Source organism: Duganella violaceipulchra (assembly GCF_019166075.1).
GTDB classification, from domain to species: Bacteria; Pseudomonadota; Gammaproteobacteria; order Burkholderiales; family Burkholderiaceae_D; genus Rugamonas; species Rugamonas violaceipulchra.
In genome coordinates, this window is record NZ_JAHTGR010000041.1 from 1 (window position 1) to 15,696 (window position 15,696).

Annotated in this window: 14 protein-coding genes and 1 pseudogene; 11 read left to right on the forward strand and 4 right to left on the reverse strand. The window is 58.2% G+C overall.

Annotation, left to right across the window (positions count from 1 at the left end):
- Positions 1-132 precede the first annotated feature (132 nt).
- The 5 genes and pseudogenes from KVP70_RS32400 to KVP70_RS32420 all read left to right on the forward strand — a co-directional run.
- A pseudogene (locus KVP70_RS32400) lies at positions 133-1,032 on the forward strand (phospholipase effector Tle1 domain-containing protein); the annotation flags it as partial.
- 12 nt (positions 1,033-1,044) lie between these two features.
- Positions 1,045-1,302, forward strand: a complete 258-nt coding sequence (locus KVP70_RS32405) for a PAAR domain-containing protein (protein ID WP_217946527.1) — start codon at positions 1,045-1,047, stop codon at positions 1,300-1,302.
- A gap of 129 nt (positions 1,303-1,431) precedes the next feature.
- Positions 1,432-1,920 carry a hypothetical protein gene (locus KVP70_RS32410; RefSeq protein ID WP_217946528.1) on the forward strand — a complete coding sequence of 163 codons (489 nt, stop codon included), beginning with the start codon at positions 1,432-1,434 and terminating at the stop codon, positions 1,918-1,920.
- Between the two features lie 57 nt (positions 1,921-1,977).
- Positions 1,978-2,382, forward strand: coding sequence for a very short patch repair endonuclease (locus KVP70_RS32415; RefSeq protein ID WP_217946529.1), 405 nt, complete (start codon positions 1,978-1,980; stop codon positions 2,380-2,382).
- A 247-nt stretch (positions 2,383-2,629) separates the two neighbouring features.
- Entirely contained in the window at positions 2,630-3,928 is a 1,299-nt protein-coding gene (locus KVP70_RS32420; RefSeq protein ID WP_217946530.1) for a DNA cytosine methyltransferase, read from the forward strand.
- On the opposite strand, the gene KVP70_RS32425 is transcribed toward KVP70_RS32420, so the two are convergent.
- From KVP70_RS32425 to dnaA, 4 genes are all read right to left on the reverse strand, one after another.
- Entirely contained in the window at positions 3,925-4,782 is an 858-nt protein-coding gene (locus KVP70_RS32425) for a hypothetical protein (RefSeq protein WP_217946531.1), read from the reverse strand. The genes KVP70_RS32420 and KVP70_RS32425 overlap by 4 nt on opposite strands.
- A 217-nt stretch (positions 4,783-4,999) precedes the next feature.
- Positions 5,000-7,504 (reverse strand): DNA topoisomerase (ATP-hydrolyzing) subunit B, encoded by a 2,505-nt coding sequence (gene gyrB, locus KVP70_RS32430; RefSeq protein ID WP_217946532.1) that lies wholly within the window; start codon positions 7,502-7,504, stop codon positions 5,000-5,002.
- Positions 7,505-7,640: 136 nt separating this feature from the next.
- Positions 7,641-8,747 (reverse strand): DNA polymerase III subunit beta, encoded by a 1,107-nt coding sequence (gene dnaN, locus KVP70_RS32435; RefSeq protein WP_217946533.1) that lies wholly within the window; start codon positions 8,745-8,747, stop codon positions 7,641-7,643.
- Positions 8,748-8,945: 198 nt separating this feature from the next.
- Positions 8,946-10,343 carry a chromosomal replication initiator protein DnaA gene (gene dnaA / locus KVP70_RS32440; RefSeq protein WP_217946535.1) on the reverse strand — a complete coding sequence of 466 codons (1,398 nt, stop codon included), beginning with the start codon at positions 10,341-10,343 and terminating at the stop codon, positions 8,946-8,948.
- A 386-nt stretch (positions 10,344-10,729) separates the two neighbouring features.
- Here dnaA and rpmH point away from each other — a divergent pair, with 386 nt between their 5' ends.
- From rpmH to KVP70_RS32470, 6 genes are all read left to right on the forward strand, one after another.
- The gene (gene rpmH, locus KVP70_RS32445; protein ID WP_040378179.1) at positions 10,730-10,864 is read left to right on the forward strand and encodes a 50S ribosomal protein L34; all 135 of its coding nucleotides are present in this window, start codon (positions 10,730-10,732) and stop codon (positions 10,862-10,864) included.
- Between the two features lie 35 nt (positions 10,865-10,899).
- Positions 10,900-11,340: a ribonuclease P protein component gene (gene rnpA, locus KVP70_RS32450; RefSeq protein ID WP_116994020.1), complete on the forward strand. Its 441-nt coding sequence runs from the start codon at positions 10,900-10,902 to the stop codon at positions 11,338-11,340.
- Positions 11,337-11,603 carry a membrane protein insertion efficiency factor YidD gene (gene yidD, locus KVP70_RS32455; RefSeq protein WP_217946537.1) on the forward strand — a complete coding sequence of 89 codons (267 nt, stop codon included), beginning with the start codon at positions 11,337-11,339 and terminating at the stop codon, positions 11,601-11,603. The genes rnpA and yidD overlap by 4 nt, the downstream gene beginning before the upstream one ends.
- A gap of 11 nt (positions 11,604-11,614) precedes the next feature.
- Entirely contained in the window at positions 11,615-13,306 is a 1,692-nt protein-coding gene (yidC, locus tag KVP70_RS32460; protein ID WP_217946539.1) for a membrane protein insertase YidC, read from the forward strand.
- Between the two features lie 64 nt (positions 13,307-13,370).
- Complete coding sequence (mnmE, locus tag KVP70_RS32465; protein WP_217946540.1) at positions 13,371-14,750, forward strand: tRNA uridine-5-carboxymethylaminomethyl(34) synthesis GTPase MnmE; 1,380 nt, start codon at positions 13,371-13,373, stop codon at positions 14,748-14,750.
- Positions 14,751-14,925: 175 nt separating this feature from the next.
- Positions 14,926-15,624 carry a tyrosine-type recombinase/integrase gene (locus KVP70_RS32470; protein ID WP_217946541.1) on the forward strand — a complete coding sequence of 233 codons (699 nt, stop codon included), beginning with the start codon at positions 14,926-14,928 and terminating at the stop codon, positions 15,622-15,624.
- Positions 15,625-15,696: the final 72 nt, after the last annotated feature.

Here is a 15,696-nt window from a genome sequence, read left to right on the forward strand (position 1 = left end):
CTTACTTACGCATGGCCAAGCTCAAACACCTGCCGTCCAATCCGCTGCTCGCCGCCGTGCCGCGCGAACATGGCGTTACGCGCCACTTCGCCTGATGTCAATTTCCACTGAAAACGGCATAGAGCCCGTTTTTTAGGCTTGATGGATACCGTTGCTTCGGTTGGTATTTGGGAGGGGATAAAAAATGACCAATTACATACCACCGGCGGGCATTCCAACTGGGCAACACCAGACGTTCTACGGATTCTACCGAGCATTGAAAACTGCGTTCATTTTATCGCGATGCATGAATTACGGAAAAATTTTCCGTTGGACACAGTCTTGGTTAATCATGATCGGCCCGCCAATTGTGTTGAATATATTTACCCCGGTTCTCACAGCGATGTTGGCGGCGGTTATAAGCCAGGCGAACTGGGAGTGTCTACCGCTGATTCGCTTAAACTCTCGCAGATTCCGCTGAATCATATGTATGACTGTGCTGTTGCGGCCAATGTCCCATTGTCAAAGGAACGGCTTGGACCTGATTCTGAGCCGGACTTTACCGTACACAAAGAATTGTTAACTGCGTTCAACCAATTCATCGACATCTCAACCGAGGTGCCGAAATCGCTGAGCGATTGGATGCTTCCTTATCTCGTGTGGCGTTGGCAGGCAAGGTCGGTTTACGAAAAAACAGGCCAGGCCATGAGAGCCAATCCGGAGGACCGAAGTTACTTATTGGCAGGGAACCAGCAGCTTTGCTGGCTCGATGAGCAAATGCAAATGTTCAACTATTCCAAAACAGCTAAGTGGAAGAAGAGGCCTTATGACCGCGACGGCACCCAAGTCGCTTTGCCCGCTCTTGAGCCGGAAGCCCTGGACTTGCGTGCTCGTGTTGCCGCGCAAGCCAAAATCTCCCCCGCACTGGCAACATTCTTTGATAGCTTTGTCCATGACTCACTTGCCGGTTTCCGCAAGAAACTTGTGGAGCCAACTGGGCATTGGCGCTATCGCCGTTTGTTTCGCGGTTCCGCAACTCCTTACACTGGTTGAAAGGCCATAGCCATGAAGAACAGTGAGGGTCGTGGTGTAATTCGATTGGGAGACAAGACTACACACGGCGGCACGGTCGTCTCTGCTCAGCCAACCTTCAAAGTATTAGGGAAAGCTGTAGCGGTGGAAGGGGATTTGACTACATGCCCGCAGTGTAAGGGGACCTTCCCCATTCAAACCGCCGGCAGCGAGCGTCACCACGATGGGCGAGCGGTTGCTTACAATGGCGACAAGGCCACCTGTGGCGCAAAACTAATCTCGTCAATCTGATTGTCTGCAGACGCGAACCATGCGTCGGGTAAGCGTGCTGGCCCGACTGCCGTCGCATCCGATCAACAGGGTCGTCCAGTTGCTGCCGCTGCCGACCTACCAATGGGCGTGACACGTTAAAATGGCGGCATGGACTCCCGCCTTCTTGACGCCCTGCGTAACGCCCCCAGCCTCGACTTGTATGAATTGAGCCTGGCCCTCAATCAAATGCTCGCCGACCCGCGCCGCATCCTCGACGTGCGCCGCCATCTGCACCTGGGGGCGCAGGTGATGTATTTCGACCACCGCCGTGGCACCCTCGCGCCCGGCCGCGTGCTGCAACTACAAGCGACCAGCGCCACCGTTCAAGACTCCGCCACGCATACGCAATGGAAGCTGCCCTACGCCGCCATCGTTGCCGACCCGGCCCAACGCGCAGAGCAGGCGCCTCCCATGCCGCAGCGCCCCGTCGACGTGGCCGCGTTCAAGCTCGGCGACACGGTCAGCTTCAGCGACAAGCACCTACGCGAACGCATCGGCACCGTCACGCGCATCAACACGAAGTCATGTTCGCTACTGTGTGATGGTGAGCAATGGCGCGTGTCGCCTGGGTTGCTGCGCAAGATCATCGATTTGTAAGCCGCGCGTCGGATATGGGTTCCGCTGACACTTACAGTCAGATTGTTCAGGTAAATTATGATTGATCGTCTAGATCCCATTAGACGAAGTCGTCTAATGCAGAAAGTGGGCAATAAGGACACTGGCCCAGAGATGGAGGTCCGCTCCCTTCTTCATCGGCTGGGCTATAGATTTCGTCTGCACCGCAAGGACTTGCCTGGTTCTCCAGACATCGTTTTTGCAAGTCGACGCCTTGTTTTTTTTGTTCATGGCTGTTTCTGGCATGCTCATGGTTGTCGAAAAGGTCAACCACCAAAATCTCGGATTGAATATTGGGGACCGAAATTGGAGGCGAATCGTCTACGCGACAAACGTGTCGCTGATGCGCTGGCACAAGCTGACTGGAAGGTCGAAATTCTGTGGCAATGCGAACTGTCGGACAAGGAAACGCTTGCTGCCCGCCTCACTCGAATACTTTCCTAAGTGAAACCAGCCCTACCCTGTTGCGTATGTGATTGTAGCGTTGACATGGATCAAAACTCTGCACTCAGCATCTTCCACTTATATGCCACAGCATGTATACTGTATAAAAACACAGCATTATATTTTGGCAACGTTGCAATTTCCTCGATAGAAATATCTAATCGAGGCCGAAAAACGATCGACTTTCCGTCAGTGACAAGCTAGAATGCGTTGGTTTACAAATTAGTTTTTCGGAGTGGAGAGCAATATGGCACGTCCTATAGGAATCGATCTTTTTGCTGGGGCGGGAGGACTGTCATTAGGCTTCGAGCAGGCTGGCTTTGACATCGTTGCCGCGATTGAGATCGACCCGATTCATTGCGCTACGCACGAGTACAACTTTCCTCATGCGAAGACAATCTGTGCCAGTGTTGTCGATTTGACAGGTGACGAAATTCGCTCGCTCGCAGGTCTTGACGTTGGTCGAGAGATTGACGTCGTTTTTGGCGGTGCTCCTTGCCAGGGCTTCTCGATGATTGGCAAACGAGCGCTCGATGATAATCGTAATCAGCTCGTGTTTCATTATGTTCGTTTAGTAAGAGAGTTGCAGCCGAAATATTGCGTTTTCGAAAACGTAAAAGGTTTGACACTCGGCAAACACGCTCAATTTTTGACTGAGCTTGTCGATGCACTTCGGGATGCCGGTTATCACGTTCTGTTACCTTACAAAGTTCTGAACGCATCGAAGTATGGCGTGCCGCAGTCCCGTGAGCGTTTGTTTTTGATGGCGGCGCGGAGTGATCAACGGATTCCAGAATATGCTGAGCCATTGGATGTCCGCGTCACAGTTCGGGACGCGATTGCAGACTTGCCGGACGCAGATAATTATGAGGAATTGATCAAATCAGATTCCGTAAAGCTGACGTGGCAGACTGATTCGGAATATGCATTGCGACTGCGCGGGATGCTTTCCGATGCCACCGATTTCAGTTATAAACGTGAGTTTGATCCCGAGTTGTTGACGTGTAGTTTGGTTACTGAGCATACCGAGAAATCGAAGATCCGATTCCGTCAGACGATGCCGGGTAAGACAGAGCCAATTAGTCGCTTCTTACGATTGGATCCGGATGGCCTTTGTAATACTCTTCGGGCTGGTACCGATAGTGCGCGCGGGGCGCATACTTCGCCGAGGCCGATTCACCCAGTGTATCCTAGGGTTTTGACTGTCCGCGAAGCGGCGCGTTTACATTCCTATCCTGATTGGTTCCGGTTGCATACAACTAAATGGCACGGATTTAGACAAATAGGCAATAGCGTTCCACCATTACTTGGCAGAGCGGTAGCGAGCTCGATTATACGAGCTCTGGCCGTCACACCTACTAAACCTAGAAGAACCATGGCCGTAGGAGATCCCATGTTATTGAGCCTGAACATGGGGCAAGCCGCCGCCTATTTCTCAGTTGCACGTAATGTGATTGCCCAGAGAGCGAGGAAGGCTAATGAACTGAAAGCGCCCGATTCTGGTGAATCTGCAACGCTCGAACTTTTCACAGAGCTAGAGGCCTAAATTCCTTGAACTGCTGGGCGTAAGACTAGCATGGCATCGCGATGGAATACCGGAGCCTCAAAGGTTGCTATATCTGAACGGTGAACTGCCTTGAATTCGACGACATACATGCCCTTGCCACGGATCGCCGCTATGGCGGTCGGAATAATTAGATCGTTAGAGGTCGATTCGAAAGCAGCTTTTACCTGCCGAGCAATTTGCTCAGTTAGTATGCGCTGATTCCCCTGCTTGGCTTCTACTGTTATCAGTGCCGCGCCGCTCGGCGCTGTCAAGTTAGGCGTATGTCTAACGTAATATAAGGCATCGATCTGGACCTTTCTAAGCTTTATGTCCATCTGCAGATGATTTAGCTCGAGGGCTTCGATTTGCCGGTTTTCGCCAACTGCAAAATGGGTTTCGATGATACGAAGATTTACTGCAACTTGTAGAAGCCAAGATTCGTCAGTTCTTCCGAGTGCTTTTGACGCAAGTGGCAAGCTAAGGCTCTGCACCTGGTAACTAGGGGTGTCGTCCGTCGGACGAAAATCTATCTCGAAGCTTTCCGAAGTCCCCTGTACAACAGGGACAAACTCAAAAATTTGCCCTCCACCAGTCCGTTGTTCGCCCACGAATCCGAGCTGGCGCACTCGATCAGGCCAAATTTTTGCGGCAGCTTTCCCTCTGACGATGTCCTTCATAAAGTTGAAGGGATTGCTATCCAACTTTATCGTCGCACCAAGAAACTCGTTGCAGTAGCGCTTCGCATCCTGTAGATCTGTTGCTGTTACCATGCTTCGAATTAGCGTTCGTGTCGCCGGGTCATACAGCTGATCGAAGATGTGCTTGATAACAATGGTCTTTTGACTTTTTGGCATATGGTCAGACGTAAACTTTTCTATTTACCCAAGTTTATCAAAAGAAAGCGTGAGACGGTTTTTTAGTTAAAAGGTAGACCAATCAAAACCGTGGTGCCAAATTAGGGTATTTGATCCGAGTTTGTTTGGGCACGATAAAAAATAGGCTTCCGCGGAAGCCTATTTTGCGCAGTGCACAAAATCTAAGAGCCGGGGGCTAAATCGCTCTGCTCCAAGCTTAAACGTCGATATTGCCAGCACGCAGTGCATTGTTCTCGATGAACGCCCGACGTGGTTCAACGTCATCACCCATCAACGTAGTGAAGATCTGATCCGCAGCAATCGCATCCTCGATCTGCACCTTCAGCAAGCGACGAACGGTTGGATCCATCGTAGTCTCCCACAACTGATCCGGATTCATCTCACCCAGACCTTTGTAGCGCTGCTTGGACACCACACGTTCCGCCTCATCACGCAGCCACTGCATCGCCTGGTGGAAGTCGACCACGGCCGATTCCTTGGTGCGCTCGCCTTCGCCGCGGCGCACGTACGCGCCTTCGCCGATCAGGCCCTTGAACGTGGCTGCCGCGCTGGCCAGCACGTTGTAGTCCGCGCCCTGCACGAAGTCCGCATCGATCGAGCTGACCTTGATGTTACCGTGATGCATACGCTCGATGCGCAGCGCGTGCTTCTCGGACAGCTCATCCGAAATCACCGTCACTTTGACCGCGATATCGTTGATCTCCGTCACCAGCGCGCGGGCCGATGCATCGGCCAGCTCCTGCGTGCTCAGATCCAAGGTCACGCCGGTCATGATGGCGGTCAGCGCCGCGCGGTCGATCACGCGCGTCAAACGCATCATGATGACGTTGGCCAGGTTGAACTGACGCACCAGCTCGCCCAGCGGTTCGCCGACGATAGGATCGGCGCCTTCGCGCGGCACCAGCACGGCGGTGTTCAGCGCCACGTTCATCATGTAGCTCGCTTCTTCCGCGTCATCCTTCAGGTAGCGCTCGTCGCGGCCGGCCTTGACCTTGTACAGCGGCGGTTGCGCGATGTAGATGTGGCCGCGCTCGACCAGCTGCGGCATCTGGCGATAGAACAGCGTCAGCAGCAGCGTGCGGATGTGGGCGCCGTCGACGTCCGCATCGGTCATGATGATGATGCGGTGGTAGCGCAGCTTCTCGACGTTGAATTCGTCCGGGCCGATCGAGGTGCCCAGCGTGGCGATCAGCGTGGTGATCTGTTCCGACGACAGCATCTTCTCGAAGCGCGCCTTCTCCACGTTCAGCACCTTGCCGCGCAGCGGCAAAATGGCCTGGAACTTGCGGTCGCGGCCCTGCTTGGCGGAGCCGCCTGCGGAGTCACCCTCGACGATGTACAGTTCGCACAGCGCCGGGTCTTTTTCCTGGCAGTCGGCCAGCTTGGCCGACAGGCCCAGGCCGTCCATGATGCCTTTGCGGCGAGTCAGGTCGCGGGCCTTGCGGGCCGCTTCGCGCGCGCGCGCCGCTTCGACGATCTTGCCGCAGATGATCTTGGCGTCGTTCGGTTTTTCCTGCAGGTAGTCCGACAGCGTCTTGGCGACGATCTCTTCGACCGGGCCGCGCACTTCGGACGACACCAGCTTGTCCTTGGTCTGCGACGAGAACTTCGGCTCGGGCACCTTGACCGACAGCACGCAGGTCAGGCCTTCGCGCATGTCGTCGCCGGAGATTTCCACCTTGGCCTTCTTGGCGAATTCCTGCTCGTCGATGTACTTGTTGATGACGCGGGTCATCGCGGCGCGCAGGCCGGTCAGGTGGGTGCCGCCGTCGCGCTGCGGGATGTTGTTGGTGAAGCACAGCACCTGTTCGTTGTAGGCGTCGTTCCACTGCATCGACACGTCCACCGAGATGTTGGTGCCCTGGTCCGACATGCGTTCGCCGGTGGCCTGGAACACGGTCGGGTGCAGCACGGTCTTGGCTTTGTTGATGTACTCGACGAAGCCGCGGGTGCCGCCCTCGAACGCGAAGATCTCTTCCTTGCCGTTGCGCTGGTCGGTCAGCTTGATGTTGACGCCGTTATTCAGGAACGACAGTTCGCGGATACGCTTGGCCAGGATCTCGTAGTGGAATTCGACGTGGTTGAAGATTTCCTCGTCGGCCCAGAAGTGCACGTCGGTGCCGCGCTTGTCGGTCTCGCCGATGACCTTGATCGGCGAGACGGCGAAGCCGTCCTTCTCCGCCAGTTCGCGGTTCTGCGGCACGCCGCGGACGAACTCCATGTAGTGCACCTTGCCGTCGCGGCGGATGGTCAGCTTGAGCAGCTTGGACAGCGCGTTCACGCACGATACGCCCACGCCGTGCAGGCCGCCCGACACCTTGTACGAGTTCTGGTCGAACTTGCCGCCGGCGTGCAGCTCGGTCATGACGATCTCGGCGGCGGAGCGCTTCGGATCGTGCTTGTCGTCCATCTTCAGGCCGGTCGGCACGCCGCGGCCGTTGTCGGTGATCGAGATCGAGTTGTCCGAGTGGATGGTGACGTGGATTTCCGTGCAGTGGCCGGCCAGCGATTCGTCGATCGAGTTGTCCAGCACTTCGAACACCAGGTGGTGCAGGCCGGTGCCGTCCGAGGTGTCGCCGATGTACATGCCCGGTCGTTTGCGGACTGCTTCCAGACCTTCAAGGATCTGGATCGATGAGGCGCCGTATTCTTCGGTGTTGACCGGTACTGGTACTGGATTCTCTTCTGGGATGGCGGACATGTGCTGCTTTCTCAATGTGACGAATTGCTGGGGACTGCGTCGTCCTCGCGGAAGCGGGGACCCATGCTGAGTATCCTATATCGTTCAGCATGGATTCCCGCCTGCGCGGGAATGACGTTGCTACTGCTACGTTTTGTTATATGCGCATCGGCATGACGACGTACTTGAAGTCGGCATTGTCCGGGATCGAGATCAGCGCGGACGAGTTCGAATCGCCCAGCGCGACGTTGACCTGGTCGCACTTCAGGTTGTTCAACACGTCCAGCAGATAGGTCACGTTGAAGCCGATGTCGACGCTGTCGCCGCCGTAGTCGATTTCCATTTCTTCCACGGCCTCTTCCTGGTCCGCGTTGGTCGAGCTGATCTTCATGCTGCCCGGCGTGATGATGCAGCGCACGCCCTTGAACTTGTCGCTGGTCATGATGGCGGCGCGTTGCAGCGAACGCAGCAGCTCATCGCGGCCGATCGTGAATTCGTTCTTGTAGCCCTTCGGGATCACCCGCGTGTAGTCGGGGAACTTGCCCTCGACCAGCTTGGAGATCAGCTCGATGTCGGCGAAGGTCAGCTTGACCTGGTTGGCGGCGATGTCCAGCTGCACGGTCTCGTCGTTCTCTTCGAGCAGGCGCTGCAGTTCGATGATGGTCTTGCGCGGGATGATCACTTCCTGGCGCTCGAACGATTGCTCGGTCTCGACCTGGCAGAACGCCAGGCGGTGGCCGTCGGTGGCCACGGCGATCACGTTCTTGCCGTCCAGGACCAGCAGCAGGCCGTTCAGGTAGTAGCGGATGTCCTGCTGGGCCATCGAGAAGTGCACCATGTTGAACAGGTGCTTCAGCGTTTTCTGCGGCAAGGTGACGGAGGCGCTGTAGGTCTCGGCCTGCTGCACGGTCGGGAATTCCTCGGCGGCCAGCGTTTGCAGCGCGAAGCGCGATTTGCCGGTCTGTACCGTCAGGCGCTTGTTCACCAGGGTCATCGTCACGTCGCCCGATTCAGGCAGCGCGCGCAGGATGTCGAGCAGCTTGCGCGCGGCCACGGTGGTGCCGGCCACTTCGCTGCCGGAACCGATCTCGGCGTTGGTGGTGATCTGGACTTCGGTGTCGGTCGACAGGAAGGATACGCTCTCGCCCTCTTTGCGGATGAGGATATTGGCCAGAATCGGCATAGTGTGCCGACGCTCGACAATACCGCTCACGATCTGCAGTGGCCGGAGAAGGGTATCTCGGGTGGTTTTGACCAATTGCATAGTTATCCTCAATAGTAAAGATTAAACGATATTTTTATAACAATGTTGCGTTGTGAGCAGACGTGCATTTTTGCCTAGATCATAAGGCCAAACCAAGCCGACCGCTACTGTGTCATTCCCGCGAAAGCGGGAATCCATGCTGAGCGTCCTGGTCGACGTCCTATGGATTCCCGCCTGCGCGGGAATGACGGGTTGTCACTAGCCCTTCAGCGTTTGCTCCAGCACGTGCAGCTCGTGGTTGCATTCCGGGTTCTTGGTGCGGTCCAGCGCGATCTTGCGCACCGCGTGCAGCACGGTGGTGTGGTCGCGGCCACCGAACAGTTCGCCGATCTCCGGCAAGCTCTTCTGCGTCAGCTCCTTGGCCAGGTACATCGCGATCTGGCGCGGCCGCGCGATGTTGGCCGGGCGACGCTTGGAGTACATGTCGGCCACCTTGATGTTGAAGAAGTCCGCCACCGTCTTCTGGATGTTTTCCACCGAGATCTGGCGGTTCTGCACCGACAGCAAATCCTTCAGCGCTTCCTTGACGATGTCGATCGTGATGTCCTTGCCGTGGAAGCGCGAGTACGCCAGGATCTTGCGCAGCGCGCCTTCGAGCTCGCGCACGTTCGAGCGCAGGTGCTTGGCCACGAAGAAGGCGACGTCGTCCGAGAACGTGACCCCTTCCTGCTTGGCTTTTTTCAAAAGAATCGCCACCCGCATTTCCAGCTCCGGCGGCTCGATCGCCACCGTCAGGCCGGAATCGAAGCGCGAGATCAGGCGGTCGTCCATGCCGGTGATTTCCTTCGGATAGGTATCCGAGGTGATGATGATCTGCTTCTTGGCAGCGATCAGCGCTTCGAACGCATAGAAGAACTCTTCCTGCGTGCGGCTCTTGCCGCCGAAGAATTGAATATCATCGATCAGCAGCATGTCGAGCGAATGATAGTAGTGCTTGAAGTCGTCGAAACCCTTGCGCTGGTAGGCCGTCACCACGTCGCGCACGTACTGCTCGGCGTGGATGTAGCGGATCTTGGCGCCCGGCTGGTCGGCCATCACCTGGTTGCCGATCGCGTGGATCAAGTGGGTCTTACCGAGGCCGACGCCGCCGTAGAAGAACAGCGGGTTGTACGACACGCCCGGGTTGTTGGCCACCTGGATCGCGGCGGCGCGCGCCAGCTGGTTGGCCTTACCGGTGACGAAGCTGTCGAAGGTCAGGTCGGTGTTGATGCGGCTCTGTTCGCGGCGCGGCGCGGCCGAAGCGGGCAGCTCCGGCACCGACGGCACCGGATCGGCCATGCGCGCGTTGCCGCTCGGGACGCCACCGTTGTGGTCGGGTACGGGCGCCACGGTCGCGGCCTTTTTCGGCATCGCCAAGCGCGGATCGAGCACGAACTGCACCTCGGTCTGCGCTTCCCAATACTGGCAGGCCAGGGCCGTGATGCGGCTGGCGAACTGGGTCTTGACCCAGTCCAGCTTGAACCGGTTGGGCGCGGCCACACGCAACTTGCCCGCCTCGTAGTCGAGGGGGATGAGCGGTTTTATCCACGCGCTGAATTGTTGCGGCGTCAGCTCCAGCTCCAGCTGGGCGGAGCAGGTCTGCCAGAAATTTTCCATGAATCTTTATCTATTCTTTACTGCTGATAAGGGTGTCGGCCAACCTGGGTTCGCCACACGTAACGCGCTATTCTACTCTCGCCGGCCCAAGTTATCCACAGGCACGACGCTTATTTTCGTACTTTGGCCGGCCCCCGGATGGCGGCCCGAGACCATCAGTTGTTGACAAGCGGGATCGAAATGCTGATAATTCAGGGTTCCCCGCCCGTATTCCTAGTTTATTCACATGAACGTCAATATGGAGTAAGCGTGGATTTAGCGGGCGATGAGATGGACCCAGCTTGTGCCGGTAGCGTTGGCATGGGTGCGCGAAGTGTCATTGGCACCAAAAACTGACGGGGCCACAACCCGATTTTGCATTTTTTTCTGCTTTTAGCGAGACCAACATGAAACGTACTTACCAACCTTCCGTTGTACGCCGTAAGCGTACCCACGGCTTCCGCGCACGTATGGCTACCCGTGGCGGCCGCCAAGTGCTTAACGCACGTCGCGCCAAAGGCCGCAAGCGTCTGGCTGTATAAGCCATCGCTTGTTAGCTGATCGCGTGGAAAGCTGTATTTCAAGCGGCTCGACAGGCGAAGGTTCACACGACTTCGCGCGCGTTCGGCGTATCGTTAAAACGGATGAATTTTCATCCGTTTTTCGTTTGCGCCCTACCCAAAAAAGCGCGCACTTCGTGCTCTACACCCGTCTGAATGAATTGCCGCATGCGCGGCTGGGCGTCGTTGTGGCCAAGCGATTTGCGCCGCGCGCCGTCACGCGCAACACGATCAAACGCGTGACCCGCGAACTGTTCCGCCAGACCGGCCTGCCGGCGATCGACTGCCTGGTGCGCCTGGCCAAGCCGGTCAACAGCAAGGACGGGCCGGCCACCACCGCCAAGCTGAAAGCGGCTTTGCGGGTGGAACTGGCGCGTCTGTTCGCGCAGGCCAAGGTGGCCAAGCTGCCGAAACCGGCCTTGCCTTCGACGCCGCCGCCTCCACCTGTGGCATCATGAAAAAACTGCTCCGCTTCCTGCTGCGTTTCTACCAGCTGGCCATCAGCCCGATGATGACGCCACGCTGCCGGTTTTATCCGAGCTGCTCGAACTATGCGCTGGAAGCGTTGCAGGTGCACGGCGCCGCCAAGGGCAGCCTGCTGGCGGTCAAGCGCGTGTGCCGCTGCAATCCCTGGAATTATGGTGGACACGATCCTGTGCCGCCCGCTGACGGCAAAACGCATTCCTCTTCTACGACCGCTCGCGGTTGCAACCACTCCTGACAAATAGCCTAATGGATATCAATAAACGTACCATCCTGTGGATCGTGTTTGCCCTGTCGCTGGTAGTTCTTTGGAACAACTGGATGGTCTCGACAGGCAAGCCTTCCATGTTTGCTCCCGCCCCGGCGCAGACCGCCAAGGCCCCGGAAGCGAAGAAATCCGATCTGCCGGCCGCCACCGCGGCGGCAGGCGCTTCCGCACTGCCGGGCGCGCCCGCGGCGGCCGAGCCGTTCAAGAGTGAGCGCATCACCGTCACCACCGATCTGTTCCGTGTCGATGTCGACACCCTGGGCGGCACCATCAAGCGCCTGGAACTGCTGAAGTTCAAGGACGGCGTGGACACCAGCAAGAACCAGGTGCTGTTCGACGTCGACGCCGGCACCGGCAAGACCTATCTGGCGCAAACCGGCCTGATCGGCGCCGCCGGCCTGCCGAACCACCAGACCGGTTTTGTCGCCAAGCCTGGCCCGCGCATGCTGGGCGACGCCAACCAGGTGCAACTGGTGCTGGAAGCGGAATCGGGCGGCGTCAAGCTGACCAAGACCTATACTTTCAAGCGCGGCGACTACACCATCGACGTGCGCCACGACGTGGCCAACGTCGGCGCCGCCCCGGTCAAGCCTGAGCTGTACCTGCAACTGGTCCACGACGGCAACAAGCCAGCCGGCGACTCCTACTTCAACAGCAGCTACACCGGCCCGACGCTGTACACCGCCGAAGACCACTACAAGAAGCTGAAGTTCGAATCGCTGGAAAAAGAAGCGGCCGAAGCAGCCAAGACCGGCAAGGACGCCGTGCAGGATCACCCGACCAAGGCCGACAACGGCTGGTTCGCGATCTCGCAGCACTTCTTCGTCTCCGCCTTCGTGCCGCAGGACAAGCAGGCGCGCACCATCTTCACCAAGAAAGTGACGACCAACCAGTACGCGATCGGCACCATCCAGCAACTGGGCACGCTGGCGCCGGGCGCCACCGTGAGCAACGAGGCCAAGCTGTACTCCGGCCCGCAGCAAGCGAAGCTGCTGGAACAGGTCTCCCCCGGCCTGGAACTGGTCAAGGACTATGGCTGGCTGACCATCATCGCCAAGCCTATCTTCTGGGTCATGGATCACATCCACCAGGTGCTGGGCAACTGGGGCTGGACCATCATCGCCTTCACCATCCTGATCAAGCTGGCGTTCTTCCCGCTGTCGGCCGCCGGTTACCGCAGCATGGCCAAGGTCAAGCTGGTCACGCCGAAGATGCAGGCGATCCGCGAGCGCTACAAAGGCGATCCGGCCAAGATGAACCAGGCCACCATGGAGCTGTACAAGACCGAGAAGATCAACCCGATGGGCAGCTGCCTGCCTATCCTGGTGCAGATGCCGGTCTTCATCGCCCTGTACTGGGTGCTGCAGGCGTCGGTGGAGATTCGCGGCGCGCCGTGGATCGGCTGGATCACCAACCTGGCCGCACCAGACCCTTGGTACATCCTGCCGGTGCTGTACGCGATCTCGATGTACATCACCACCAAGCTGAATCCCGCGCCTGCCGATCCGATGCAAGCGAAGATGATGCTGTTCATGCCGCTGGCGTTCTCGGTCATGTTCTTCTTCTTCCCGTCCGGCCTGGTGCTGTACTGGGTGGTGAACAACGTGCTGTCGATCGCTCAGCAGTACGTCATCTCCAAGAAGTTTGCGCCGGCAACGGCCGCCAACTCCTGATCGCCAGCCAGCCACAGAAAAGCCCGTGTTCATCGCGGGCTTTTTTTTACTTTACAATTCCCCCATGAATATCGACTCTTCCCCCATCGCCGCCATCGCCACCGCACCAGGGCGCGGCGGCATCGGCGTGGTACGCGCCTCCGGCAAGAACCTGCAAGCGCTGATCGCCGCGCTGTTCGGCGCCACCGCCCTGAAGCCGCGCCACGCCACCTACATCCCGTTCAGGCAGGCCGACGGCGCGCTGATCGACCAGGGCATCGCCATCTGGTTCAAGGGGCCGCATTCCTACACCGGGGAAGACGTGCTGGAACTGCAGGGCCACGGCGGCCCCATCGTGCTGCAGCTGCTGCTGGCGCGCGTGCTTGAAGCGGGCGCGGAGATGGGCCTGCGGCTGGCCGAGCCGGGCGAGTTCACCCGGCGCGCCTACCTCAACGACAAGCTCGACCTGGCGCAGGCCGAGGCCGTGGCCGACCTGATCGACGCCTCCACCGAGGCGGCGGCCAAGTCGGCGTCGCAATCGCTGTCGGGCGCGTTCTCGAAGACGGTCAACGCGCTGGTGGACGGCGTGACCGGCCTGCGCATGCTGGTCGAAGCCACGCTCGACTTCCCGGAAGAGGAAATCGACTTCCTGGAAAAGTCCGACGCGCGCGGCCAGCTGGCCGGCATCGTCAGCGCGCTGGAGCTGGTGTTCAAGCAGGCGTCGCAAGGCGCGCTGCTGCGCGAGGGCTTGAACGTGGTGCTGGTCGGCCAGCCCAACGTCGGCAAGTCGTCGCTGCTGAACGCGCTGGCGGGCACGGACGTGGCCATCGTCACGCCGATCGCCGGCACCACGCGCGACAAAGTCACCGAGACCATCCAGATTGAAGGTATACCTCTAAACATCATCGACACCGCCGGCATCCGCGCGATCGACGAGGGCGTCGACCTGGTCGAGCGCATCGGCATCGAGCGCACCTGGGGCGAGGTCGGCAAGGCCGACGTGATCCTGCACCTGCTGGACGCCGACCACGGCCCGTCGCGCGCGGACGAGGGCATCGTCGCCGCCTTCCCGCCCGGCGTGCCGGTGCTGCGCATCTGGAACAAGATCGATCTGTCGGGCCACAAGCCGGGCGTCGATCCGATGGACGACGCCACGCATGTGTACCTGTCGGCGCACGAGCACATCGGCATCGACCTGCTGCGTGCCGAGCTGTTGCGCATCGCCGGCTGGCAGCAGACCGGCGAATCGCTGTACCTGGCGCGCGAACGCCATCTGATCGCGCTGAAGAACGCCGGCGCCCATCTGGAACGGGCCGGCGAGCACGCGGCGCAGAACGACCAGTCGCTGGACCTGTTCGCCGAGGAGCTGCGGCTGGCGCAGGTGCAGCTGTCGAGCATCACCGGCGCGTTTTCGTCGGATGATCTGCTGGGTGTGATCTTCTCGCGTTTCTGCATCGGAAAATAGAAACCGTTCCGATGCGTTCCGGTGGGTACCAAAACATGGCCTCTCTCCCTATGATAGTGCTAGTAATAGGCACCTAAGGGTTCCAACGATTTCCGCACAATTCCTGCTTTTTTAGGTACACGCATTGGCACACGGTTGAGGTACAATGAGTCACCTGTGTACCTAAAGGAGAGCAATGCCCCGTCAAGCAACCCCACTGACCGATACGAAGATTAAAGCTTTGCGACCTAAGCTCGCCCGCTACCGGGTGAGCGACACCGGCGGCCTTCTCTTGGAAGTGATGCCAAGTGGTTCAAAAGTTTGGCGCTACCGATATCAGCTTCACGGTATGCGACTTCCGGCGCTGACCATCGGCAGCTATCCCGAAATTGGCCTTGCGGATGCTCGCAAGCAGAGGGATGAATGGGCGGCGCTAGTAGCGCGTGGCGAGTCGCCAAAGAAGGCCGTTGCGGCATCCAAGGCCGAGAAGCTCAACACGGTCCAGGCATTTGCGGAGGAGTGGATGCGAGAGCAAATGCACGACAAATCCGATAGCTATTCTCGAAACGTGGAGCGAGCGTTGAGGAAGGATATCTTTCCTAAAGTTGGACGTACTCCATTGGCTGAGCTCACGCCGGGCGACGTTATGGCGGTGTGTGATCACATCAAGGCTCGTGGTGCTCCGAAGATGGCGCTGTTTTCGCGCAACGTACTGAAGCGAATGTACGACTTTGCTATTGCTCGACAGCTTGCTACTACTAATCCCGCCGCCGCACTTGTAGCTAGGTTTATCGCAACGGAGGAGAGCAGAACTCGCGTCCTGACTCCGAGCGAGATAGGCTGCTGTGGTCTAATTTGCCCGGACACCTCAATAGGTGGAAAATCCACCATCTGAGGAGTTAAAGCATGACAACAAGAAAACGTAAGACATTCGAGCCCAGCCTGAAGCTGGAAGTGGTGCGGATGA

What these genes read in the sequence shown, in the direction of transcription:
- KVP70_RS32405 (WP_217946527.1), top strand. Translation starts at nt 1,045, where the DNA reads ATGAAGAACAGTGAGGGTCGTGGTGTAATTCGATTGGGAGACAAGACT.
- KVP70_RS32410 (WP_217946528.1), top strand. Translation starts at nt 1,432, where the DNA reads ATGGACTCCCGCCTTCTTGACGCCCTGCGTAACGCCCCCAGCCTCGAC.
- KVP70_RS32415 (WP_217946529.1), top strand. Translation starts at nt 1,978, where the DNA reads ATGATTGATCGTCTAGATCCCATTAGACGAAGTCGTCTAATGCAGAAA.
- KVP70_RS32420 (WP_217946530.1), top strand. Translation starts at nt 2,630, where the DNA reads ATGGCACGTCCTATAGGAATCGATCTTTTTGCTGGGGCGGGAGGACTG.
- KVP70_RS32425 (WP_217946531.1), bottom strand. Translation starts at nt 4,782, where the DNA reads ATGCCAAAAAGTCAAAAGACCATTGTTATCAAGCACATCTTCGATCAG.
- gyrB (WP_217946532.1), bottom strand. Translation starts at nt 7,504, where the DNA reads ATGTCCGCCATCCCAGAAGAGAATCCAGTACCAGTACCGGTCAACACC.
- dnaN (WP_217946533.1), bottom strand. Translation starts at nt 8,747, where the DNA reads ATGCAATTGGTCAAAACCACCCGAGATACCCTTCTCCGGCCACTGCAG.
- dnaA (WP_217946535.1), bottom strand. Translation starts at nt 10,343, where the DNA reads ATGGAAAATTTCTGGCAGACCTGCTCCGCCCAGCTGGAGCTGGAGCTG.
- rpmH (WP_040378179.1), top strand. Translation starts at nt 10,730, where the DNA reads ATGAAACGTACTTACCAACCTTCCGTTGTACGCCGTAAGCGTACCCAC.
- yidD (WP_217946537.1), top strand. Translation starts at nt 11,337, where the DNA reads ATGAAAAAACTGCTCCGCTTCCTGCTGCGTTTCTACCAGCTGGCCATC.
- yidC (WP_217946539.1), top strand. Translation starts at nt 11,615, where the DNA reads ATGGATATCAATAAACGTACCATCCTGTGGATCGTGTTTGCCCTGTCG.
- mnmE (WP_217946540.1), top strand. Translation starts at nt 13,371, where the DNA reads ATGAATATCGACTCTTCCCCCATCGCCGCCATCGCCACCGCACCAGGG.
- KVP70_RS32470 (WP_217946541.1), top strand. Translation starts at nt 14,926, where the DNA reads ATGCCCCGTCAAGCAACCCCACTGACCGATACGAAGATTAAAGCTTTG.